Genomic DNA, 23,363 nt, shown 5'->3' with positions numbered 1-23,363 from the left:
AAATTTGCGACAACTGATGCCTCTTGCACACACCATCCAGCATTGACTGCAGGTCGAATTGAAGATTCTGCTACGATACCCCTGATGAGACGCCCCTGGGTGATTGGTCATCGCGGTGCGCCGGGCCACGCGCCGGAAAATACCATCGCTTCGTTTCGCCGCGCCGTGGAACTCGGCGCCGCTTTCATCGAAACCGATTTGCGGCTTTCGCACGACGCACGATTTGTGGCCATGCACGATCCGACAGTGGATCGCACAACGGACGGCAAAGGGCTTGTCCGCGAGCTGACTCTCGCAGAACTGCGCGAGCTGGATGCCGGCTCGTGGTACGGAAAGCAATTCGCGGGAGAACGCATTCCGTCAATTGAAGAAGTATTAATGTTTGCGCGGGATGTGGACGTTGTTGCGTATCTGGAAGTGAAGATCGAAGACGCATGGGGAGTGCATCACGCTCTAGTGAGCGCATTGCGCGCCGCGAACGAAACGGCGCGAGCTGTAATTATTTCTTTCGACGCAACGTTTCTCGACAACGTCCGCAGGCTCGACACAACGCTGCTGACGGGATTTCTCTATGAGCCGCCGATGACGGATGCCATCGAAAAAGCACAACGGATCGGAGTGCGTCAAATTTTGCCGCGCGCGGACCTTGTGACGCCGGAACTTGTGGCCGCGGCGCATGCGGCGGATCTGCAAATTGCCACATGGACGGTCGACGATCCAAAGCGGATGTGCGAACTGATTTCCGCGGACGTGAATGGAATCATGACGAATTATCCCGACAGACTGGGCCTGGCGATCGCGGATTGCTTCAAAGAGGATTAGCGCGCTTTTGGTTCGCGCAGCCGCGCGAATAAATCTGCAAACTGAGCGAGAGTCAATTCTTCCGCGCGGGAGTGTGCACTCAATCCCGCCGCGCCGAAAACCTTCCCCAATGCTTCGTCCGAATCAGTTGCCTTGAGATTATTGCGGAGAGTTTTGCGTTTTTGCGCGTAGCACTGCTGCAAGAAGTTCAAGAAAGCAGCGTCGTCGGCAATGTGCAATGAGGCGCGATGGCCGGGCAGAGGCATGGCGAGCAATGCCGAAAACACCTTTGGAGGAGGAGAAAACGCGCCGGGAGGAATGCGCAAAGCAATTTCCGGACGAGCATAATACTGGCAGAGCGCGGAGAGATAACCATAGTCGCGAGTATGCGGACGGGCGACGATGCGCTGCGCAACTTCCCATTGCACGACAACGTGAATCGACTCGATTTGATCCGCGCAGGCGAACAAATGGCGGAGAATCGGCGAGGTGATGTAGTAGGGCAAGTTGCCATAAACGCGGAAGCGTTGCTGCGTGAGTGCGTGTAAGTCGACAGTGAGCACATCGGCTTCGACAATCTCCACATTGACCCATTGCGAAGCGCGTTCGCGGAGTTGTTGTGCGAGGGCCGCGTCTGTCTCGATGGCGATCAGGCGATTGGCGCGCTGCGCAAGGATTTCCGTCATCTCGCCGTGGCCGGGGCCGATTTCGAGCCAGGAAACATCGCGCGCGGCAGGCAGCATCTCGGCGATACGAGCGCGCCACGCGGAATTGTGAAGGAAATGTTGGCCGAGCTTTTGACGAGACATGAGGAGCGAATTTTAGCAGCTTTCGGGTGATTTCAGATTTTGGTCCTCGTTAACATGAATTCGGCTATGCTAATTACGCATGGTAAGAAGCGTCTAACCGGCCTGAATTCCCGAGTTCGGCAGGCACTCAATAGCACGTCGGGTAAAGTTCTACGTTTTGTGGTGTCAAATGGACTATCTGTCGCCACTACACCGCTCGTCAGCCTTGGGATAAGCGCGCTCGATTCGTTCATCATTGGACATCTAATTGAAAAAGATTCGATTGTGAGTTTCCTGAGCGAAAGCTATCCCTCAGTCTTTAGAAGTGACAAAGAGTGATCGCGCGCCAGATCGTGGCTGAGCGACTCGTATGGTGTTAAGCGTGTATAATTTGAGTGGGGCGCGATGAAGATACTGTTTGTATCGCCGGAGGGGTTGCCGTTTTCGAAGACGGGCGGGCTGGCGGATGTCGTCGAGGCGCTGCCGCGTTCGCTGGTGGCGATGGGACACCAAATCGCCGTGCTGCTGCCGCGCTATCGCGGAAACCAGGCGTCGCGAACTGTATTGCCGAGCTTGAGCATTCCGTTGGGCCAGCGGATGCGTTTCCCGGCGATTGCCGAGGCGGGCACGTTTGAAGGCGTGCGCTATTATTTTGTCAATGATCCCGGATATTTCGACCGCGAAAAACTTTACGGCGACCAGAGCGGCGATTATCCCGACAATCCGCAGCGTTTTGCGGAATTGAGCCGCGCGGCGATCGAATTCGCCAAGCAGATATGGATGCCGGACGTGATGCATTGCCACGACTGGCAGGCTGCGCTGGTTCCTGTTTGCCTGCGCACGATTTACGCGCATGACGCGGCGGTGAATCACTTGCCGGTGATTTTTACCGTACACAATCTGGGGTATCAGGGATTATTCCCGCGCACGACGCTGGCGCTGGCCGGATTGCCGGAAGATCTTTTCCGCATGGATGCTCTGGAATACTACGGCAAAGTGAATTTTCTGAAGGGTGCGCTCGTCTATTCCGATTACATCACGACGGTGAGCCGGAAATACGCGCAGGAGATGCAGACGGCGGAATTCGGCTGCGGACTCGAAGGCGTGATCCGTTCGCGCGGCAATCGCGTGATGGGAATTTTGAACGGCGTGGATTATGCGGCGTGGAGCCCGGAGACGGATACGAATATCGCCGCCACATATTCGGCGAAGGTGATGGACGGAAAGCGGCTGTGCAAGAAGGATTTGCTGGCGGCGTTTCATTTGCCCGCGGAAAACGCGGAGCGGCCAGTCTTCGGGATTGTGTCGCGATTCGTGGACCAAAAAGGATTTGACCTCATCGCGCAGGCAGCCGCGGAGCTGATGAAGGAAAACCTGGCCATTGTGGCTCTGGGCAACGGCGATGCGAAATACGAGAAGCTGTTCCAGGAGCTGGCCAGGAAATATCCGGCGCGCGTGGGAGTGAAGATTGCATACGATAACACCATAGCGCACAAGATCGAGGCCGGCGCGGACCTGTTTCTAATGCCGTCGCGCTACGAGCCTTGCGGGTTGAATCAGATTTACAGCTTGCGCTACGGCACGGTGCCCGTGGTTCGCGCGACAGGGGGCCTGGATGACACGGTGGAATCCTATGACCCCCGCACCGGCAAAGGAACGGGCTTCAAGTTCGAGGCGTATGAAGGCGCGGCGCTTCTCGGATGTGTGCGGGAGGCTGTCGCCGCGTATCGCGATGTGAAACAGTGGCGCACGATTCAAATGAACGGAATGGCGAAGGATTTTTCGTGGAAAACTTCGGCAGCCGAGTACGTTAAGCTGTATGATGCCGCGCGGCAGGCTAGAGTCCAAATAGCGGCAGCGTCATCTAATCTTTAGCGCGGAACGATTGCGGGTTCGCGCGGAATAAAAAACGAGGGAGATAATGTCACAAAATATTGCAGCGGTGAGCGATGCGAGTTTCCAGTCGGAGGTCCTGGATGCAAGCAAGACGCAGCCCGTGATGGTGGATTTCTGGGCGGAATGGTGCGGCCCGTGCCGTGCGCTTTCGCCGACCGTTGACGCGATTGCCACGGAGCGCGCCGGGAAGCTGAAAGTCGTCAAGATGAACGTCGACGAGAATATGAATACGCCGGGAAAGTTCAATATTCGCGGAATCCCAGCACTCTTGATTTTCAAGGGCGGGCAGGTTGTGGATCAAGTTGTCGGCGCGGTACCCAAGGGGCAGATCGACAAGGTGATCGAACGGCACGTAGCGCAATAGATTAACCTGGAATTTTCTCCACGCACATCCCGGAAAAGGAATGGCGCGATGAATTCCTTGCCATCCCTGCAAGTCCAGCGTAGGATGATGAGTCTACGCTGCCTGTAATCCTTCCGAAATATTTTCCGAGGAAGATTGACGCGGGCAGAGTGCGGCTGGGCAGTGGACTGAGGACAGAGGAGAAGGCGGGAGAGCGTGGCGAAGGCGATCGCGATCGTTGGCGCGCAGTGGGGCGACGAAGGCAAAGGCAAGGTTGTCGATTATCTGGCCAATTCGTTCGATTACAGCGCGCGCTATGGCGGCGGACACAACGCAGGCCACACGGTCATCATCAATGGCCAGCGATTTGTTCTGCAACTGATTCCGTGCGGAATTCTGCGGCCGGGGAAAAAGGCGATCATCGGCGCGGGAGTGGTGGTCGATCCGGCGGCGCTGGAAGCGGAGCTCGACAGCCTGAAAAATGGCGGAGTGGAAGTAAATGGGCGGCTCTTCCTTAGCAATCGCGCGCATCTGATTTTTCCCTTTCATCGCGAACTCGAAAAATCCTCAGAAGCGGCGCGAGGGCCGCATCGGATTGGGACGACGTCGCGGGGCATCGGGCCGGCGTATGAGGACAAGATGGCGCGGCGGGGCTTGCGCGTCTGCGATTTGATGGATGCGGAGCGATTCGAGCGCAAGCTCGAACGGGATATCGAAGAAAAAGACGCGTACAGCAGAGCGGCGTACGATTCGGCTCTGGATACGAAAGGCATTCTCGAGAAATACCGGGACCTGGCGGAACGAATTCGCGGTTACGTGGTGGATACTTCCGAGCTGGTGAATCGCGCGCTGAAAAACGGCGAGTCGATTCTGTTCGAGGGTGCGCAGGGGACGATGCTGGACATTGACCACGGAACGTATCCGTACGTCACGTCGTCGAGCGCGACATCGGGCGGGGCATGCACAGGGCTGGGATTTGCGCCGAAGCTCATGACTGCGGTGATCGGCGTGACGAAGGCGTACACGACGCGCGTCGGCGGCGGGCCATTTCCGACGGAGATGCCGGATCTCGATGCGCAGGCAGTGCGCGACCGCGGAAATGAATATGGCGCGGTGACGGGACGGCCACGGCGATGCGGATGGCTCGATCTCGTGATGCTGCAGTACGCGGTTCAGCTCAACGGCGTGGATTCGCTTGTGGTGACGAAGCTCGATGTGTTTGACACGCAAAAAGAAATTCGGGTTTGCGTCGGATATCGTTATAAGGGATCGAAACTCACGGAAATGCCCGCGGAAGTGGAAATTCTGGCGGAAGTGACGCCGGAATACAAAACCGTTCGCGGGTGGCAGAAACGCACGGATCACATTCGGCAAGCGGAAGAGCTTCCCGAGGCGGCGCGCGACTATCTGAAATTCATCGCGGATGCGCTGAGAGTCGAGATCGGAATGATTTCGACAGGGCCGGAGCGCGATGCCACGATTGTTCCTCGCGGAACGAAGCTCGCCGGCTGGTTGTGAAGAGCTATGCTGTCGTTCGCGGACGCACGCAAGAAGGTCATTGACGTTGTCAGCGGCCTCCGCCGCGTCCCGACAACGGAAACCATCCAACTGGAAAATGCGCTGGGCCGAGTGCTGGCCGAAGAGGTCGTCGCGGACCGCAATTATCCGCCGTTTGACCGCGCGACACGCGACGGATTTGCGGTGTGTGCTGCGGACTGCACGAACCCCGGCACGAAGCTGCGCGTAATCGGCGAAGTTCAGGCCGGCGGAAACTTTGCGCGCGCGGTCTGCGCGGGCGAATGTGTTCAGATTATGACCGGCGCGGCGGTGCCTCGCGGCGCGGACGCTGTCGTGATGGTGGAACACACGCGGCAAGGAGCGGCTGCGGATGAAGTCGTCATGGAGATGGCTGCCAGCGCGGGAATGAACTTCGTGGCAGCGGCATCGGAATCGCGGGCCGGCGACGTTCTGCTGCGTGCACAGACGCGAATGGGATACGCGGAAACGTCGCTCGCGGCGCAGGTGGGGCGAAGTGAATTGGCCGTTTATCGCGTTCCACGAATTGCAATTCTTTCGACAGGAAACGAAATTGTGCCGGTGAGCGCGCGGCCAGGGCCGCTGGAGATTCGCAATAGCAATGGCGCGTCGCTTGCTGCGCAGACGCGGCTGGCCGGTGGAGAGCCGGTGTTGCTCGGGAATGCGCCGGACCGCGCGGGAGAATTGCGCGCAATGTGCGAGCGCGGGCTCGAGGAAGACGCACTGATTCTGAGCGGCGGAATTTCGATGGGGAAGTACGATCTGGTTGAAGAAGTGCTGCGCGAGCTGGGCGCGGAATTTGCGTTTGATGGCGTGGCCATACGGCCTGGAAGGCCGGCGGCCTTTGGAGTTTGCCGCAAGAAACCGTTTTTTGCGCTGCCGGGCAATCCCGTTTCGACGATGGTGACATTCGAATTGTTCGCCACGGCGGCGATCGATATCCTGTGCGGAGCAGACGCGCGCCCGCTGCCATTCATGAAGGCAAGACTGGAAAAGGCCGTGGACGAAAAAGCGCCGCTGACGCATTTCCTGCCTGCAAAGATCGAGTGGCGCAATGGCGAGGCTGCCGTCTCCCAATTGCCGTGGCAAGGCTCAGGCGACATCGCGACGCTTGGACGCGGGAATTGCTTTCTGGTCGTACATCAAGAGAAGCGCCGGCTGGCCACAGGCGATCTGGTGGACGTGCTGCCGCGCCGCGGGCTATTGTAGAGATATGGAAAGAGAACGATGAAGCGCTCGCTGTCGCATTTCGATTCGCGCGGCCGAGTTCGCATGGTGGACGTGACCGCAAAAAACGCCACGGAGCGCACGGCCGTAGCGCGAGGGTTTGTGCGCATTGCGGCGGGCGCGCTGGCGAAAGTGCGCAAAATGAATACCCCGAAAGGGAATCCGCTGGAAATCGCGCGAATCGCGGGAATCGCTGCGGCGAAGCGCACTTCGGAGCTGATTCCTCTTTGTCACCCGCTCTTGCTAACGCACATAGATGTTGCCGCCAAGCTGTGTCAGAATGGAATCGAGATCGTGTCGCGCGTGACGGCGACGGGTCCCACGGGCGTGGAGATGGAGGCGCTGACGGCAACGACCGTGGCGGCGCTGACGATTTACGACATGTGCAAGGCCTTGGACCGCGCGATGGAAATTTCGGAAATTTATCTCATGGAGAAGGCGGGAGGCCGGAGCGGCCACTACGTGAGGCCCGGCTCCGCACGCGGACGATCATGAAAGGCGTTCGAGTTCTCGTCGTTGACGACAATCCGCTCGTGCTCGAGCTGATGGCCAAAGGGCTGGAAGGGCATTGCGACGTGCAGGCCGCAGCGGACGGCGCCGACGCGCTGATGAAGATCGTTGACGAAGCTCCTGACATGGTGATTTGCGATTACCGCATGCCGGGGTCCGACGGGCGGCAGCTTTACGAGAAGCTGCGTGCGCGCTTCGCGTCGAAGCCGATTTCCTTCATTTTCCTGGCCAATCGCAGCGACATCGAGGAGAAGCTGCGGCCGCTGGTGGACGGCGTGGAAGACTTCATCATCAAGCCTTTTTTCATAGGCGAATTGGTGCGAAGGGCGAAAAAGGTCATTGACCGGCTGCAGCTGGAAAAACTGCAGAAATCTTCTGCGCGGCCGGGCGTGATCCAAGGCCGTCTGGAAGAAATGAGCATGCTCGACCTGATGCAGTCCATCGAAATGGGGCAGAAGACCTGCAAGCTTAACGTCCGCAGCGGCGGGAATACTTGCGAGATTTATTTTGCGTCCGGCCAGTGCCAGGACGCCAAGATGGGCGCCCTCGAGGGCGAGCCGGCGGTTTATGAAGCAGTGCGGTGGCCGGCCGGAGAATTCGAAATTGATTTCAGCGTTTCGCCATCGCGAACGACCATCGAGCGATCGACGACCGGCTTGCTGATGGAGGCGTTGCGCCTGATGGACGAGAGCCAGCAGGAGCTTCCGCAAGGATAGCGAATTACGGCGGGCACACAATTCTTTGCGGCCCGGATCGCGCGGGTCATCACGGGTAATCCGGCGCAACATCCAAATGCGCGTTTCCATTATCACAATCAGCGATTCGGTGGTTGCGGGACATCGCGAAGACGGTTCCGGCAAGGCGGTGGCGGAGCGCTGCCGCGAGGCGGGATGGGAAGTGGTTTCGACGGCTCTCGTGGCGGACGAAGAGGCGCAGATTCGCGGCCAGCTTATAGCCCTGGCCGATTCCGGAAAAACGGATTTGATCCTGACGACGGGCGGGACAGGACTTGGCCCGCGAGACGTGACGCCAGAGGCCACGGTGAGCGTCGTCAGCCGGCAAGTGCCGGGGCTGGCCGAACGGATGCGGCAAGCGGGCCACGAGAAAACGGCTCGTGCGCTGCTTTCGCGTTCGATTGCGGGGATTCGCGGCGCGACGCTGATTGTGAATTTGCCGGGTAGTCCGCGCGGTGCAGCGGAATCGCTTGACGCTATCGCCGATTTGATTCCACATGCGATATCCGTGCTGCATGGCGCGCGGCATGACTAGATCCGGTGGCGAGAACTAAGTGATGGATCCCGATTCGCGCGGCAAAGGGGTTGGCAATGCCGCAAAGCAATTCGCTATCGCGATGCAGATTCCTTTCGCGCTTGTCGTGCCTGTTTTTGCCGGAGGCGGGATCGGCTATTTGCTGGATTACTGGCTGCACACGAAATTCATTTTCATGATCGTTATGGGGTTTTTGGGATTCGGCGTCGGATTGCGCGAGGTGCTGAAACTGGCGAGCGCCGCGGAAAAGAAAAATGGAGGATGAGGCGAAATCCCTGGCGATTGAGCAGCGTATCGGGCGCTTGATCCTCATCCTCGGAGGACTGATGACGCTCGGCGGGGTAGCGGGCTGGGGAGTGCGCGCGGGCGCGTCGGTGGCGACCGGCACAGCACTGTGCTGGGTGAATTATCGTTGGCTCCGACAGGGTGCGGCGGCGCTGATGCAACTGGGAATCGCGCAGGCTGGAGCGGAGCACGTGCGCGTCCCGCGGAGCGTTCACGCGAAATTCTTCGGGCGGCTCGTATTGCTGCTGGTTACTGCGTATGTTATTCTTGCTTGGTTGCGGTTGCCGGTCATTGCGTTTCTGTGCGGCGCCGTCGCAGTGGTGCCGGCGATTGTGATTGAGCTGCTGTATGAACTGGCGCACGGCGATCATCGCTGGAACGCGCTCTGATTGCGGCTGGCGAAGTAAATTCCCTGTGGTAGCGGCCTTAGGAGATTCATGGGCGAGGAGCAGGTCTTAGGTGTAACGAAGCTCGTAAACTGGGCGCTGGCCAAGCCGGCGCTGGCGCTCTTCGCGTTGTTGCATATCCATCCCGCCAGCACGGAATATCCGATTCCGAATTTTTTTGCGATGGAGCTGATTGTATTTTTGTTTGCCATCGTTTTTTTCCTCTGGCTCAGGGCGCGGCTTTCGGTGGAAGCCCCCGGCGACACGCAACAGTGCATGGAATTTTTCGTTACAAACCCGATGGGCGTGGGCGTGAAGGATTTGGTGGATGACATCGTCGGACACGGCGCTGAGCGACATCTTCCGCTGCTCGGGGCCATCGGCATGTTCATTCTGATTTGCAATTTGGCTGCGGTGATTCCCGGTTTTATGTCGCCGACCGCGGAGGTGACTGTCCCCCTGGGACTGTCGGTGGTTGTATTCCTTTATTACAATTATTTCGGATTCCGCCATCATGGAGCCATCGGTTACGGCAAGACGCTAATGGGGCCTGTGAAGCCGCTATCTCCGCTCATGGTTATCATTGAAACGTTCAGCCATTTCGCGCGTATGCTATCGCTGACGGTTCGACTTTGGGCCAACATGATGGTCGGCGAACTGATTTATGTCGCTTTCCTTGGATTGACCGTGGCTCTGTTCCTCTTTTTAGGACATTGGAATCCGGCGGGCTACATTTCCGGAATTGTGCCTGTGGGCATTCCATTCGCGCTGATTATCTTTCACGTTTTTGAAGCTGTTTTGCAGGCATTTATTTTTACGGTCCTTGCGATTGTCTATCTGGGCCTGGCGGTATCGGAAGAACACTAATCCGGCATGATGCGCTGCCAGCGTGAGCCCGGCTGCTCGGTGTCCGGGAACCACCTCCTGACGGCCAATTCATAGATGAGGAGAAAAGAATGACGAAGAAAGCGGTATGGTTTTTGCTGGCGCTGACGACGGCATTTGTGGCCGCGCTGGTTGCCGCACCGGCGACGTTTGCGCAAACAGCAGGCGAAGCAGTGAGCAAGGGAATCGACTGGGTGGACGTGGCGGCGGCAATTGGACTGGGCATCGCGGCGGCGGGTTGCGGCATGGGCCAGGGAAAAGCCACGGCGGCGGCGTGCGAGGGTACGGCGCGGAATCCGGGAGCGAGCGGTCCCATCCGCATCGCGTTCCTGATCGGCGTGGCGCTCATCGAGTCGCTGACGCTCTACGCGCTGGTCATCGTTCTTATCAAGTAGTTCGGATAAAGGGCAGTCCCATAGCAGAAATTCCAAGGCCCGGAAGCTTGCCAGCGCAGGCTTCCGGACTTTTTGTTTGCGGACGAATTTCGTTCGCGAATGAATCGGTGGCAAAAAAGAACTGGCTGAAGAAGCTAGCTGCGTCGCTTAGTGCAGTGAGCGCGCGGAGGCGAGAGCCCACTCCATGACGCGATTGGGCAGGATGCCGAGATAAAGCGTGCCGAGAGACGCCAGCAGCAGAGCGATGAACATGGGCATCCGCACAGGGACGGGAGAAAATTCCTTGTTAGGCTCCCAAAAGTACATGGCGACGATGACCTTGAGATAGTAATACCCGCCCACCACGCTATTGAGGCCGGCGATGATTACCAACCAAACGACGCGGCTATCGAGAGCTGCAGAGAAAGCGTAGAACTTGCCGAGGAAGCCGGCAGTCGCCGGCAATCCAAGCAGCGAAAGCAAGAACAGCGAGAAGCACGCAGCGACCCAAGGCTGCTTTGTGCCGAGGCCGGCGTAGTCCGTGACATCCAGCCTTCGCTCGCCCGCGCCGCCGATATGCGCAACGATAAGGAATGCGCCCAGCGTCATCGCAGCGTAGCCCGCCAGATAGAAGAGCACCGCAGCCGAGCCGAGTTCCGTGGCTGCGACAAACGCCACCAGAATATAGCCCGCGTGCGCGATGGACGAATAAGCCAGCATGCGCTTCACATTGGATTGCACGATGGCCGCGAAATTTCCGATGCACATTGAAAGCACCGCAGAAACCCAAATGGCCCAGAACCAGATATGCGACGTGCCGCTGAAGGCGCTATAGAAGATGCGCAGCATCACGGCGAATGCGGCGGCCTTCGGGCCGCAAGCCAGAATCGCAGTGACCGGCGTGGGCGCGCCTTCATAAACATCCGGGCCATAAACCTGAAAAGGCGCGGCGACCACTTTGAACGCCAAGCCGATGAAGATCAAACCGAGGCCGAGAATCAGAAGAGCGCCCGCGCCGTGGCCGGCGATGGCTTGGCTGACGACATCGAAACGCGTGCTGCGCGTGGCGCCATACGTGAGCGCGATGCCGTACAAGAAAAAAGCCGTGGCGAACGAGCCGAGTAGAAAATATTTCAGCGAGGCTTCGTTGGATTTCAGCGCGTTGCGGCGAAAGCCAGCGAGAATGTACGTGGAAATCGAACTCATTTCCAGGCCGACGAATGCGGTGACCAGTTCATTGGCACCCGCGAGAATGCCCATGCCTGCGGTGGCAAATAAAATCAAAGCGTAGAATTCGCCGCGCTGAATGTTTTCGCGATCCAGATAATCGAACGAGCCGAGAATTCCCAGCGCCGCCACGCCGATGACGATGCAATGTACGAACAGGCTGAACATATCGAAGCGCAGCAAGCCGGAATACGCCGGACCCGCGTTCTGCCACGCCCAGCGCAGTGAAATGAGCGCAGCCACCGTGCCGGCCAGGCCGAGCCAGCCCATCGAGCGCTTGCGCCCTTCGGCGACAAACGGATCGATGAGCATGATGAGCATGCCGAAAACGCAAAGGACAATTTCGGGCGCGAGCCGGTAAAGATCTTGGACCGGAGGAAACATTACGGCTGAGTCCGCCTTTCTAAGGTGACGGTGCGCATGGCCAGTTGATGAGCGCTGGGCAAGGCCGGCTGAATGCCAGGAGAAGCCGGGCGCTTCTGGACGTCATAGCCTTTGCGGGCATTGACTTGCTCGAGCAGGTCATTCGTGGTGGCGTCCATGCGATGCGTGAAGAGCGGCGAGAAAATGCCCATGAACAAAATCACGAGCGAGGCGACGATCAGAATCAATCGTTCGCGGCCGGAAGCATCGGGCAGATTTTCGTTTTTCTGCACAGTGACTTTTTCCAGCGCCACGCGCTGATAGGCCCATAGCAAATACACTGCCGAGAGGATCGCGCCGGTGGCCGCCCAGGACGCCCACGCGAAATGGCGCGCGTCAAAAACGCCGATCAAAATCATAAATTCGCCGACGAAACCGTTGAGCATGGGAAGCGCCAACGAAGAAAGGCACGCGAAAAGAAAGAACGCGCAAAGAATCGGCATGGGCTTGGCCAGCCCGCCGTACTCGCTCATTTCGTAGGTGTGACGGCGGTCGTAGAGCATGCCGCAGACGAGGAAGAGGACGCCGGTCGAAACGCCGTGGTTCAGCATCTGGTAGATCGCGCCTTCCATGGCTGTCGGATTGAAGACGAAAATGCCGAGGACGACAAAGCCCAAGTGGCTGACGGAAGTGTAAGCGACGAGGCGTTTCAGGTCTTTCTGCACCATGGCGACGAGCGCCGCGTAGATGATGCCGATGATTGCCAGCGTGGCCACAACCGGAGCCGCGCGATGCGACGCCTCGGGGAAAAGCGGCAGACAGAAGCGCAGCATGCCGTACGTGCCCATTTTCAGGAGAACGCCCGCCAGAATTACGGATCCGGCTGTGGGCGCTTCCGTATGAGCATCAGGCAGCCATGTGTGCAACGGGAACAGCGGCACTTTGATCGCAAAGGCCAACAGAAACGCGAGGAAAAGCAGCATCTCTGCTGCGCGGGACAGGGTTATCGTGCCGGAAGACAGCATTTGCTGAATGATCGGTAGATCGAAAGTCGAATTTCCCGCGGCGCTGCTGAGATGATAGAGCCACAAGATGGCGACGAGCATCAAAATCGAGCCAAACATCGTGTACAGAATGAATTTCAGCGCGGCGTAAATTTTCCGCCCGTGACCCCAGATGCCAATGAGGAAATACATTGGAATGAGCATGACTTCCCAAAAGAGGAAGAAGAGGAAAAGATCGAGCGAGCAGAAGACGCCGACCATGCCCATCTCCAGAACCAGAACCATGGCGAAGAATTCCTTCACGTGCTCGTGGATGCTCGTCCAGGAGCAGAGCACAGCGAGCGGCGTGAGGAACGTGGTGAGAAGGACGAGGAACAGGCTAATGCCATCGATTCCCATGTGATAGTGAACGTGAATGCTGGGAATCCAGTCGTAAAATTCCGCAAATTGATACGCGCTCGTCGTCAGGTCGAAGCCGCGCAGGAGGAGCAGCGAAAGGATGAACTCGACGACGGACGTGACCAAAGCCAGGCGCCGGATCCAAACGTGGTCGTCGCCTTTGAGCAAAAGCAGCGCGAACGTCCCGAGCAAGGGGAAGAACGTCAATACAGTCAGCAAGTAACTCTGGTTCATCACGCTATCTCACCATCCAAACAAAGAACACAGTGACTGCCACAGCACCAACGACCACCCAGGTTGCATAGCTGCGCGCATTGCCGCTCTGGAAGTGGCGCAGGCCGCTGCCGGTCTCGCGCGAGAGGAACGCCGCGCCGTTCACTGTGCCGTCAATCAGGCCAACATCGATAATTTTCCAGAGCACGTTGCGCGACAGCCAGACGATCGGGCCGATGATGAGCGCGCCATAAATTTCATCAACGTAATATTTATGCGAGAGAAGCTGATAAAGCGGGCGCATGGATTGCGCCAGTTTCTTCGGCGCGCCGGGCTTCATGATGTAGAGATAGAACGCGATGAAAAATCCGATCAGCGCCACGGCTACGGCAATGGCGGCCATCTGGAATTCAAGCGACTGCGCCGGTTCTGTCCATCCCGGGTGTGCCTGCAACATCAATTGCTGCGACGAATTGAATACTGGATCCAGGAAGCCCTTGAAATAATCCTTGCCGCCCCAATAGACCGGAAGCGCGAACCAGCCGCCCACAATCGAAAGAACGCCAAGAATCACGAGCGGCACGAGCATGACCTTCGGCGATTCGTGTACGTGAACGTGATGCTCATCGAAGCGCGGCTTGCCGTGGAAGGTCAGGAAAATCAGCCGGAACATATAGCACGCGGTGATCAGCGCGCCGGCAAGCCCGAGCGCGTAGAGAATGATGTTCGCGTTCGGGCCGGAATAGGCGTCGAAGAGAATTTCGTCTTTGCTGAAAAAGCCCGCAAAAAGCGGTGCGCCGGCGATGGCCAGCGTCGCGGCCAGCATGGTGGCGTAAGTCCACGGGATTTTCTTGCGCAGGCCGCCCATGCGCCACATGTCCTGTTCGCCGCCCATCGCGTGAATCACGCTGCCCGCAGCTAGGAAGAGCAGGGCCTTGAAAAACGCGTGGGTCATCAAGTGGAAAATGGCCGCCGCGTAGGCGCCCACGCCACAGGCCAGGAACATGTAGCCGAGCTGCGAGATCGTGGAATAGGCGAGGACTTTTTTGATGTCGTTTTGTGCCAGGCCAATCGTCGCTGCGTAAAATGCCGTGGCTGCTCCAATGATGGCCACAGCCAGCATCGCGGCCGGTGCGCGGCTGAAAAGCGGATTCATGCGCGCCACCATGTAGACGCCAGCGGTCACCATCGTCGCGGCGTGAATTAAGGCGCTGACAGGCGTGGGGCCTTCCATCGCATCCGGCAGCCAGACATAGAGCGGAAGCTGCGCGGATTTGCCGACGGCGCCGGCGAGAAGCAGCAAGCAAATGGCCGTCAATGCGCCCCATTGATGCAGACCTTCGGGCTGCATATTCGCCGCCGTCGCAAACATCGTGTGGTAGTCCACGGCGCGGAAAAGCCAAAACGCCATCAAAATGCCGATGGTGAAACCGAAGTCGCCGATGCGCGTGGTGATGAACGCTTTTTTACCGGCATCCGCAGCGGATTTCTTCGTAAAGAAGAAACTGATCAGCAAGTAGCTGCAAAGGCCAACGCCCTCCCAGCCGACAAACATGAGCACGAGGTTCGCACCCATCACCAGCGTCAGCATGAAGAACATGAAGAGGTTCATCTCGGCAAAGAATCGGTAGTAGCCCTCTTCGTGCGCCATGTAGCCGATGGAGTAGATGTGAATCAGCATGCCCACAAACGTGACGACGCCGAGCATGACGATGGTGAGCTGGTCAACTTGCAGAGCGAAATCCACGCGGAAAGGCCCAGCGGTCATCCACGTGAAATAGTCCTTGATCCACGGAATCTGCGACGGAGCGAGCGCCGCGAATTCACGCGCCAGTTCGCAATACGAGAGGAAGGCCAGCACAGGGAAGCCGACGCTCGACAAATTCACGAGCTTCTTCGGCCAATGGCGACCGGCGAGGAGCGTCAGCATGGAGCCGGCCAGCGGCAGGGCCATGATGATCCAGAGATGATCGAGTATGAACATTCTTCCTAACGCGCCTTAGCGAAACCTAGAATTTCAATAAATTCACGTCTTCCACGTTCAGCGACTTGCGATTGCGCGCAATGACCATGACAATCGCGAGACCGACGGCCGCCTCCGCCGCGGCCACCACAATCACGAAAAAAACAAACACGAGGCCATCGAGTTGATTGAATTCGCGGCTGAAAGCCACGAAGGCCAGATTTACGGCGTTGAGCATCAGCTCGATGGACATGAAAATCGTGATGATATTGCGCTTGAAAACAAAGCCGATGACGCCCAGGCCGAAAAGGACAGCGCTCAAAATGATGTAGTACGAAATCGGCACCATCGCTAAGACTCCTTCTTGGCGAGCACAATCGCGCCAAGCACAGCGATGAGAATCAGAATCGACGTCAATTCAAACGGCAGCACGAAATCGGTGAACAGCTTCAGCGAAAGCTCCGTCGTGCTGACGGGAACCGGCGCAGCGGCATTGCCTCCGCCAGCCATGGCCGCGCGAGAGCCGTATTCGCGGAACAGGGAATAGGCGACCTCGAGGAGAAAGAAAATCGCGAGCGGTATTCCGGCCCAGCGCGCCAAATGGCTCAAATTTGTGCGGACTTCTTCTCCCGCATTGAGCAGCATGATCACAAAAACGAACAGGACCATGATCGCGCCGCCATAGACGAGAATTTGTACGGCGGCAATGAACGCCGCGCCGAGCAAAAGATAGAGAACAGCAAGCGCGATCATCACCAGGATGAGCGATAAGGCGCTATGAACCGGCTCGCGCGCAAAAATCAGCCCCAGCGCGCCGAGAATGGCGAACGCCCCGCAAGCAATGAACACCAGCAGCGGCACGCTCATCCGTGGCTCCTCAGCAGCACGACGACAAGGCTCGTCACCACAAGATTCACCAGCGACAGTGGCAGCAGAAATTTCCAGCCGAAAGACATGAGCTGGTCATAACGGAAGCGGGGAAGCGTGCCGCGCGCCCAGACGTAAAAAAAGAGAAGCAAGAAAACCTTCGTCAGGAACCAGAATGGCCCCTGAATCACTTCGGCGACAGGATGCGCCGCGCCCGTCAGCGTGCACAGATAGCCTGCACCGATGCAGACGATACCGAGGACGGGGAAGACCGCCTTGGCGTTCCACTGCACGCTGCGCAGGCCGCCGACAATCATGGCAATGCCGCCGATGAACAAACCTGCAGCGGGAAGATAAAGCTGCCAGCGCCAGAAACTCCCGGGTTCAAGATTCGATGAAAACGGAGAAAGCCAGCCGCCCAAGAAAAGCAGCGTCGCCAGGCACGAAACCGTGATCATGTTTCCGTATTCGGCCATGAAAAACATGGCGAACTTGAAGCTCGAGTATTCGGTGTGAAAGCCAGCAACGAGCTCCGTCTCCGCCTCGGGCAAATCGAACGGAACGCGATTGGTTTCTGCGATCGCGGCGGTCAGATAACAGATGAACCCGAAGAATTGCGGAATGATCTCCCAGCGCGGAATGAAATGGACCCAATGCCCGGCTTGATGGCCGACGATGTCATAAAAATCAAACGAGCCGGCAAGAAGCAGCACGCCGACGACGGAAAGCGTCAGCGAAACCTCATAGCTGATCATCTGTGCGGAGCTGCGCAGTCCGCCCATGAGCGGATATTTGCTGTTCGATGACCATCCGGCGAGCACCACGGCGTAAATGCCGATGGAGCTGATGGCGAAAAGCAGAATCAGCGCGATATTGCTGTGCGAAATGACGAGTTGCGTCGGCTGGCCGAGAACGTTGATGGTCGCCGGACCGATGGGAATCAGGGCGAGCGTGGTCAGCGCGATGGCCAGCGCGAGAAACGGCGCGAGGACATAGGCGACCTTGTCCACCATCGGCGGGACAATGTCTTCCTTGAACAGGAACTTGACGCCATCGGCGAGTGGCTGGAGCAATCCGTGTGGGCCAACCCAGTAGGGGCCCCAGCGCGACTGAATGCGAGCGACGACCTTGCGCTCGAACCACGTGAGATAGGCGAGCGCCGTCATCACGACAAAAAGCGCGATGGCAATTTTAATTAACGATACCACCAGGACTGGATGCTGGGTGACGAACTCCACGGCTTTTCCTTGGATTCCTCGCATGAATTGAGCTTCGAACAGTAGCGTCCCAGGGTCCCACTCGTAAACAAATCATCCCGCGATGAAAAAACCAAATCCGCGGCCACATCGTAGGAGCTGTCTGCCGCAGCGGGAGCGCAGGTCACTTGCTCCGAACCGCCGGTCAGCAAGCCCGCGACGGAAACATCATAGCCGCGGACGTTTTGCCGAATTTCCTCAAGCACCGCTTCGGGTGTGCGATGCTTGATTCCCGCGCCCAAGCCAAGCTGCGCAAGCTGGTGAATCAAAATCCGCAGCAAATCAAAATCGCTGCGCGGGCCCTGGGCATCGACCGCGCGGCGCACCATCTGGATTTCACCGGCCGTATTCGTCAGCGTGCCGTCCTTTTCATAGGTTGACGCCGCAGGCAGAATGACGTCGGCGCGCTGCGCCGTCTCGGTCATGAACATATCCTGCACGACAAGCAGATCAACGCCGGAAAGTTTATCGGGCGCTTTCACGGCAAAAGTTTTTACCGGATTCGCGCCGACGATGTAAAGAGCCTTGAGTTTGCCATCGAGCGCAGCCTGCATCATTTGCCGCGCATTCATTCCTGCACTCGCAGGAATTTCCTTGCCCCAGAGTTTGCCAAAGCGCGCGCGTTCGGCGGAGTCTGAAAGTGGAGCGTAGCCCGGCAAGCGGTCAGGGAAAAGACCCATGTCCGCAGCGCCGCGGGAATTCGCGTAATCGCCGAGTGCCATATAGCGCGTCTGGCCGGGGAGGTTCGAGCCGAATTTCACCAGATCGCGGACCGCCGAGCCGCGAATTCCGGTGCCGAAGAGGATGACAACGTCTTTCTCTTTGCCGAGCGCGTCTTTCAATTCGCCGAGCTTCTTCGCGGTGTCCGCATCGAGATCGCCGCTTCCGGTAGCGAGCCAGCGGACGGCCTTGCCTTCCGCATTTGGAGCAACCTGGACAAAACTCGTCGCCTGCCGCTGAAGCTTGAGTGGCCCACCGTGGATGATGTAAACGCGCGTGCCGTGATGGCGAACGGCGGTGCGAATCTGCCAGGCGACCAAAGGATTTTGCTGAGTGGCGTCATTGCCAATCAGCACAATCGCACCGGCAGTTTCGATCTGCGCCATGGTGGCCATCGAATCTTTGGCTTTCGCGCCGAGCGCCGTGGCGAGGCCGACGTAATCCGCCGTGCGGTGGTGATCGACGTGATTCGTGCCCAGCGCCGCGCGTGCGAAGCGATTGAGCAGGTAATTCTCCTCGTTGGTCGTATGGTTTGAGCCGATGACGCCGATGGACGGGCCGCCGTGTGCATCATGCACTTGCTTCAACCGCCGGGCGATTTCCTCGATGGCGTCTTCCCAACTCGCTGGTTCAAGCGTGCCGTTCTTGCGAACCAGAGGCTGGCGGATGCGCTCGGCATGGAACGTGAAATCGTGTCCGAAGCGACCCTTGGCGCAGAGAAATTCGCCATTGACGCCCGAATGGTCGCGATTGTTCGCGCGCAGGATCTCGTTATTGCGGATCGAAAGAGTCGTCTTGCAGCCATTCGAGCAATGTGCGCACGTCGTGCCGAAGTATTTCATTTCCCACGGCCGCGTCTGATAGCGATAAGTTCCGCTGGTGAGCGCGCCGACGGGGCAAATATCAATGCATGCGCCGCATTCTTCGCAGGCAAGCTGGCCGGAATCGTTGGGAATAATGACCGATTTCACGCCGCGTGCTCCCACGCCGAGCGCTTTCACGTCCATGCCTTCGTCGCAGACGCGCACGCAGCGGAAGCAAAGAATGCAGCGTGGCGCGTCGTAATAAACGATTGGCGACCATTTCTCCTCGGGGTAGTGCAGCTTTTCCTCGACGAAGCGACTGTAATCGATCCCGTAGGTGAAGGTCATGTCCTGCAATTCGCACTCGCCGCCTTTGTCGCAGACCGGGCAATCGAGCGGATGATTCGTGAGGACGAATTCGAGCATGTCTTTGCGCGCTTTGTGCACCGCGGGCGTATCGGCATGGACGACCATGCCATCTTCAGCGACGAGCGTGCAGGCCGGCGCCATCTTGCGTTGTTTTTCGACTTCCACGAGACACATGCGGCAAGCGGCCTGAAGCGCAAGGCCCGGGTAATAGCAGAACGACGGGATTTCAATGCCGGCTTGCTTGGCCGCCTCGATGACCAGCGTCCCCTTAGGCACCGTGAGCTTCTGGCCGTTCAGCGTGAATGAGATCGTTTGTGTTTGCGTTTCCGCCATAGCTTTTTCAAAACCCTGTTTTCCGTGTCCTTAGTGGGACATTGCCAGCACATCCGCCGGCCTATACGGACATTTGCCCTTCAGGTGATCCTCAAATTCGTTGCGCCACTTGCGCACGATGCTCATTGTCGGCAGAGCAGCTGCGTCGCCTAACGCACAATGCGTCTTGCCGAGCATGTTCTCGGAGACTTCGTCGATCAGTGGAATGTCTTCCGTCCGCCCGGCTCCCTCATGAAAGCGGTCGAGCATTTTGCGCAGCCAGGCCGTGCCTTCACGACACGGGATGCACCAGCCGCAGGATTCGTGCGCGTAGAAATGCATAATGCGGCGCGCGACATCCACCATGCAGGTCTGATCATCAATCACGACAAGGCCGCCCGAGCCAAGCATCGAGCCGATTTTCGCGACAGAATCATAGTCCATGGCCACATCGCATTCATCTGCGGACAGCAGCGGACAGGAACTTCCGCCGGGAATCACAGCTTTCAGTTTTCGCCCATTGGCGATTCCACCCGCGACTTCGTTGATGATGCGGTTCAAATTGAATCCCAGCGGCAACTCGTAGATGCCAGGATTATTGACGTGCCCGGAAATCGAATAGAGTCTGGTGCCGCCATTCTTCGGAACGCCCAGCGCGGAATACCAGTCGCCGCCTTTGCGGATGATCAGCGGCACCGTGCTAAGCGTTTCCACGTTGTTGACGACCGTAGGGCACTGATATAAGCCCGCCGTGGCAGGGAAAGGCGGCTTGATGCGCGGGTAGCCGCGCTTGCCCTCGAGCGAATCGAGCAAAGCGGTTTCCTCACCGCATTCGTAGGCGCCCGCGCCGGTGTGCGTGCAAACTTCGAAATCAAATCCCGTGCCCAGAATATTCTTGCCGAGGTAGCCCGCTTTGTAGGCCTCTTCGACGGCCTCATCGACGATGTCCAAAATGTAGCGATATTCCCCGCGGACGTAAATATAGCCTTGATGCGAGCCGATTGCTTTGCCGGCAATGACCATGCCCTCGATCAAGGCATGCGGATCCATTTCCATCAGCGGACGGTCCTTGCTCGTACCCGGCTCGCTTTCATCGGCATTGGCGACGACGTACTTCGGCTTCGGCGAATTCTTGGGAACGAACGCCCATTTCATGCCCGTAGGGAAGCCAGCCCCGCCGCGTCCGCGCAGATTCGACTTCTTTACTTCGTCGATGATCTGCTCGGAGGTCATTTCTTTCAGCGCCTTCTTCAGCGCCGCATAGCCTTCGTTCTGTTCGTAGACTTTCCGTGTGCGGGAATCGCGGATGCCGAAACGCTGGCTGATGACGCGAATTTCCGCCGGATGCGGTTCGTGCAGCGCGCCGGAAATCACGGGAACCGGCGCCGGCTTCCGTCCGGCGGCGAACTGGTCGAGAATGGCGTCAACCTTCGACGGCGTCAGGTCTTCATAAAAATCATAATTCACCTGCATGGCCGGCGCGCCGGAGCAGGCTCCGATGCACTCGACTTCTTCGAGAGAAAAAATGCCGTTGGGAGTCGTCTGGCGATTGCCGATGCCCAGCCGCTTTTCGACGTGCGCCATGATTTCAAACCCGCCGCGCAATTGGCAGGAGATATTCGTGCAGACCTGCACATGGAATTTCCCCGCGGGCTTGCGCCGCAGCATCGAATAGTACGCGAGCGTTTCCGTCACTTCAGTCATGTTCATACCCAGGCGCTGCGCAATTTCGCCGAGGATTTCATCGCTCAGATGGCCGTATTCGTCCTGCGCATACATCATCATCGGAATCACGGCCGAACGCTTCACCGGATAGCGGCTGACGAGCTGCTGAAACTTCGCGTCGAGTTGAGCGGACAACTGCATTAGCGGTCGACTTCTCCGAGAACGATATCGATTGTGCCGATGCTCGCGACCACGTCGGCGATCAGCTTGCCGACCACGAGATGGGGCAGCGCCTGCAGATTGACGAACGAAGGTGCGCGCACCTTCACGCGATATGGCCGGTTCGAGCCATCGCTGCAAACGAAAAATCCAAGCTCGCCGCGCGGCGATTCGATGGCTTGATAAACCTGGCCAGGCGCGGGAGTAATGCCTTCCGTCCAAATCTTGAAGTGGTAAATCAGGCCCTCAATCGAAGTTTTCATTTCCTCGCGCGAAGGCGGCACAAGACCGCGTACCTCCGCGCGGAAAGGACCCTGCGGCGGAATTTTCTGGATCGCCTGGCGGCAAATTTTCACGCTTTCGCGCATCTCGCCGAGGCGCACCAGATAGCGCGCGTAAACATCGCCGGCCGTCTGCGTTTGCACCTTAAAGTCGAAATCCTCGTAGCTTGAATACGGGAAGTATTTGCGGATATCGTAATCGCTGCCGCTGCCGCGCAACGAAGGTCCGGAGACGGCCATGGCGATGGCGTCATCGAGCTTGAGCACGCCCACGCCCTGCGTGCGCAGCTTCCAAATCGGATTTTCGGTCAGCAGGTCTTCGTATTCTGCCAAGTGGCCTGGAAAAGTGTCGAGAAATTTGGAAATCCAATCGAGATATCCCGGCGGCGGTTCGAGCGCCAAGCCACCGATGCGAAAGTAGCTCGTCATCATACGCTGGCCGGAAATCGCCTCAAGGATCTTGAGGATTTCTTCGCGCTCACGGAAGCAATAAAGGAAGACGCTCATCGCGCCCAAATCAATCGCATGCGTCCCGAGCCAGACCAGATGTGAGGCGATGCGCGTTATTTCTGTTAGCAGAACGCGTATATACTGCGCGCGCTTCGGAACCTCGATGTCCGCCAGCTTTTCGACCGCGAGGCAATACCCGAGATTGTTCGAAAGGTTCGCGAGATAGTCGATACGGTCGGTGAGCGGAATGCACTGCGAATAGGTGAGCTTTTCGCAGTTTTTCTCGATTCCCGTGTGCAGATAGCCGATCACTGGCTCGGCCTTGATCACGATTTCGCCATCGAGCTCGAGAATCACGCGCAGGACGCCGTGGGTCGAAGGATGCTGCGGGCCCATATTGAGGACCATCGTTTTCGCTTCGCCGCTGGCGGTTTGCACAGTGGTCGACATCAGCGATAACCCTCCACGGGATAATCCTTGCGATGCGGATGGCCTTCCCAATCGTCGGGCATGAGAATGCGCGTCAAATTCGGATGGCCTTCGAAGCGCACACCCATCAAATCCCAGACTTCGCGCTCATGCCAGTTTGCCGTAGGCCAGATTCCGGTGACGCTCGGCACAGATGCGTCTTTCGTGGTCACGCGCACTTGAAGGCGCAGGCGCTGGCGATGAGTCAGGCTGGTCAAGTGATAATTGACTTCAAAGCGCGGCTCAATGGGGAAACGGTCTACCGCGGTCATATCTGAAAGAAAAGCAAAATCCAGTTCGGGGTCGGACTTGAGCAGTTCGGCGAGGTTGAGCAGACGGTTTCGCGGCAAAACGACTGTCGTTTCACCACGAAAAGAGATTACCTCGGCGACCCCATTGGGGTCCCGTTCCTTCAGTTTGCGTACTGCCAGCGGGATGTCTTGTTGCTCGGCTCCCACGCTTATAATTCCGATTCCGGCGAACC

General features: G+C 58.0%; 23 protein-coding genes. 12 read left to right on the top strand and 11 right to left on the bottom strand.

From position 1 onward, the window contains the following. The first annotated feature begins 84 nt into the window (after window positions 1-84). Window positions 85-822, top strand: coding sequence for a glycerophosphodiester phosphodiesterase family protein (locus VGR81_05590; protein HEV2288410.1), 738 nt, complete (start codon window positions 85-87; stop codon window positions 820-822). On the opposite strand, the gene rsmA is transcribed toward VGR81_05590, so the two are convergent. Next, a complete protein-coding gene (rsmA, locus tag VGR81_05585; GenBank protein ID HEV2288409.1) occupies window positions 819-1,610 on the bottom strand; it encodes a 16S rRNA (adenine(1518)-N(6)/adenine(1519)-N(6))-dimethyltransferase RsmA in 792 nt (263 codons plus the stop codon). The two genes, VGR81_05590 and rsmA, sit on opposite strands and share 4 nt — an antisense overlap. A gap of 384 nt (window positions 1,611-1,994) precedes the next feature. On the opposite strand from rsmA, the gene glgA reads away from it, so the two are divergent. From glgA to VGR81_05530, 11 genes are all read left to right on the top strand, one after another. Further along, a complete protein-coding gene (gene glgA, locus VGR81_05580) occupies window positions 1,995-3,464 on the top strand; it encodes a glycogen synthase GlgA (protein HEV2288408.1) in 1,470 nt (489 codons plus the stop codon). 46 nt (window positions 3,465-3,510) lie between these two features. Further along, window positions 3,511-3,849: a thioredoxin gene (trxA, locus tag VGR81_05575; protein HEV2288407.1), complete on the top strand. Its 339-nt coding sequence runs from the start codon at window positions 3,511-3,513 to the stop codon at window positions 3,847-3,849. A gap of 195 nt (window positions 3,850-4,044) precedes the next feature. Continuing rightward, complete coding sequence (locus tag VGR81_05570; protein ID HEV2288406.1) at window positions 4,045-5,346, top strand: adenylosuccinate synthase; 1,302 nt, start codon at window positions 4,045-4,047, stop codon at window positions 5,344-5,346. A 6-nt stretch (window positions 5,347-5,352) separates the two neighbouring features. Beyond that, a complete protein-coding gene (gene glp, locus VGR81_05565) occupies window positions 5,353-6,573 on the top strand; it encodes a gephyrin-like molybdotransferase Glp (protein ID HEV2288405.1) in 1,221 nt (406 codons plus the stop codon). A gap of 18 nt (window positions 6,574-6,591) precedes the next feature. After that, on the top strand, window positions 6,592-7,086 hold the full coding sequence (gene moaC / locus VGR81_05560) for a cyclic pyranopterin monophosphate synthase MoaC (GenBank protein HEV2288404.1): 495 nt from the start codon (window positions 6,592-6,594) through the stop codon (window positions 7,084-7,086). Then, on the top strand, window positions 7,083-7,817 hold the full coding sequence (locus VGR81_05555; protein ID HEV2288403.1) for a response regulator: 735 nt from the start codon (window positions 7,083-7,085) through the stop codon (window positions 7,815-7,817). Before moaC ends, VGR81_05555 begins: the two co-directional genes overlap by 4 nt. 76 nt (window positions 7,818-7,893) lie before the next feature. Then, entirely contained in the window at window positions 7,894-8,370 is a 477-nt protein-coding gene (locus tag VGR81_05550) for a MogA/MoaB family molybdenum cofactor biosynthesis protein (GenBank protein ID HEV2288402.1), read from the top strand. 22 nt (window positions 8,371-8,392) lie between these two features. After that, on the top strand, window positions 8,393-8,635 hold the full coding sequence (locus tag VGR81_05545; protein HEV2288401.1) for an AtpZ/AtpI family protein: 243 nt from the start codon (window positions 8,393-8,395) through the stop codon (window positions 8,633-8,635). After that, on the top strand, window positions 8,625-9,044 hold the full coding sequence (locus VGR81_05540) for an ATP synthase subunit I (protein ID HEV2288400.1): 420 nt from the start codon (window positions 8,625-8,627) through the stop codon (window positions 9,042-9,044). Before VGR81_05545 ends, VGR81_05540 begins: the two co-directional genes overlap by 11 nt. Before the next feature lie 48 nt (window positions 9,045-9,092). Then, a complete protein-coding gene (gene atpB, locus VGR81_05535; protein ID HEV2288399.1) occupies window positions 9,093-9,908 on the top strand; it encodes a F0F1 ATP synthase subunit A in 816 nt (271 codons plus the stop codon). Window positions 9,909-9,997: 89 nt separating this feature from the next. Then, a complete protein-coding gene (locus tag VGR81_05530) occupies window positions 9,998-10,321 on the top strand; it encodes an ATP synthase F0 subunit C (GenBank protein ID HEV2288398.1) in 324 nt (107 codons plus the stop codon). A 147-nt stretch (window positions 10,322-10,468) separates the two neighbouring features. Here VGR81_05530 and VGR81_05525 read toward each other — a convergent pair whose 3' ends face one another. The 10 genes from VGR81_05525 to VGR81_05480 are packed head-to-tail and all read right to left on the bottom strand — an operon-like array spanning window position 10,469 to window position 23,337. Beyond that, window positions 10,469-11,911, bottom strand: coding sequence for an NADH-quinone oxidoreductase subunit N (locus VGR81_05525; GenBank protein ID HEV2288397.1), 1,443 nt, complete (start codon window positions 11,909-11,911; stop codon window positions 10,469-10,471). Then, complete coding sequence (locus VGR81_05520) at window positions 11,911-13,527, bottom strand: NADH-quinone oxidoreductase subunit M (GenBank protein HEV2288396.1); 1,617 nt, start codon at window positions 13,525-13,527, stop codon at window positions 11,911-11,913. Before VGR81_05520 ends, VGR81_05525 begins: the two co-directional genes overlap by 1 nt. A 4-nt stretch (window positions 13,528-13,531) precedes the next feature. Then, window positions 13,532-15,490 (bottom strand): NADH-quinone oxidoreductase subunit L, encoded by a 1,959-nt coding sequence (gene nuoL / locus VGR81_05515; GenBank protein ID HEV2288395.1) that lies wholly within the window; start codon window positions 15,488-15,490, stop codon window positions 13,532-13,534. Between the two features lie 25 nt (window positions 15,491-15,515). Beyond that, on the bottom strand, window positions 15,516-15,818 hold the full coding sequence (nuoK, locus tag VGR81_05510) for an NADH-quinone oxidoreductase subunit NuoK (GenBank protein HEV2288394.1): 303 nt from the start codon (window positions 15,816-15,818) through the stop codon (window positions 15,516-15,518). A gap of 2 nt (window positions 15,819-15,820) precedes the next feature. Continuing rightward, complete coding sequence (locus tag VGR81_05505; protein HEV2288393.1) at window positions 15,821-16,336, bottom strand: NADH-quinone oxidoreductase subunit J; 516 nt, start codon at window positions 16,334-16,336, stop codon at window positions 15,821-15,823. Continuing rightward, the gene (gene nuoH, locus VGR81_05500; protein ID HEV2288392.1) at window positions 16,333-17,598 is read right to left on the bottom strand and encodes an NADH-quinone oxidoreductase subunit NuoH; all 1,266 of its coding nucleotides are present in this window, start codon (window positions 17,596-17,598) and stop codon (window positions 16,333-16,335) included. The genes VGR81_05505 and nuoH overlap by 4 nt, the downstream gene beginning before the upstream one ends. Then, the gene (nuoG, locus tag VGR81_05495; GenBank protein ID HEV2288391.1) at window positions 17,532-19,817 is read right to left on the bottom strand and encodes an NADH-quinone oxidoreductase subunit NuoG; all 2,286 of its coding nucleotides are present in this window, start codon (window positions 19,815-19,817) and stop codon (window positions 17,532-17,534) included. The genes nuoH and nuoG overlap by 67 nt, the downstream gene beginning before the upstream one ends. Before the next feature lie 30 nt (window positions 19,818-19,847). Continuing rightward, on the bottom strand, window positions 19,848-21,662 hold the full coding sequence (gene nuoF / locus VGR81_05490; protein ID HEV2288390.1) for an NADH-quinone oxidoreductase subunit NuoF: 1,815 nt from the start codon (window positions 21,660-21,662) through the stop codon (window positions 19,848-19,850). Further along, window positions 21,662-22,861, bottom strand: coding sequence for an NADH dehydrogenase (quinone) subunit D (gene nuoD, locus VGR81_05485; protein ID HEV2288389.1), 1,200 nt, complete (start codon window positions 22,859-22,861; stop codon window positions 21,662-21,664). The genes nuoF and nuoD overlap by 1 nt, the downstream gene beginning before the upstream one ends. Next, window positions 22,861-23,337 (bottom strand): NADH-quinone oxidoreductase subunit C, encoded by a 477-nt coding sequence (locus tag VGR81_05480; GenBank protein HEV2288388.1) that lies wholly within the window; start codon window positions 23,335-23,337, stop codon window positions 22,861-22,863. The genes nuoD and VGR81_05480 overlap by 1 nt, the downstream gene beginning before the upstream one ends. Window positions 23,338-23,363 lie beyond the last annotated feature (26 nt).

It is taken from the genome of Candidatus Acidiferrales bacterium (assembly GCA_035934015.1).
Lineage (GTDB): Bacteria > Acidobacteriota > Terriglobia > Acidiferrales > UBA7541 > DAHUXN01.
This window is presented reverse-complemented; position numbering and strand designations above follow the sequence as displayed.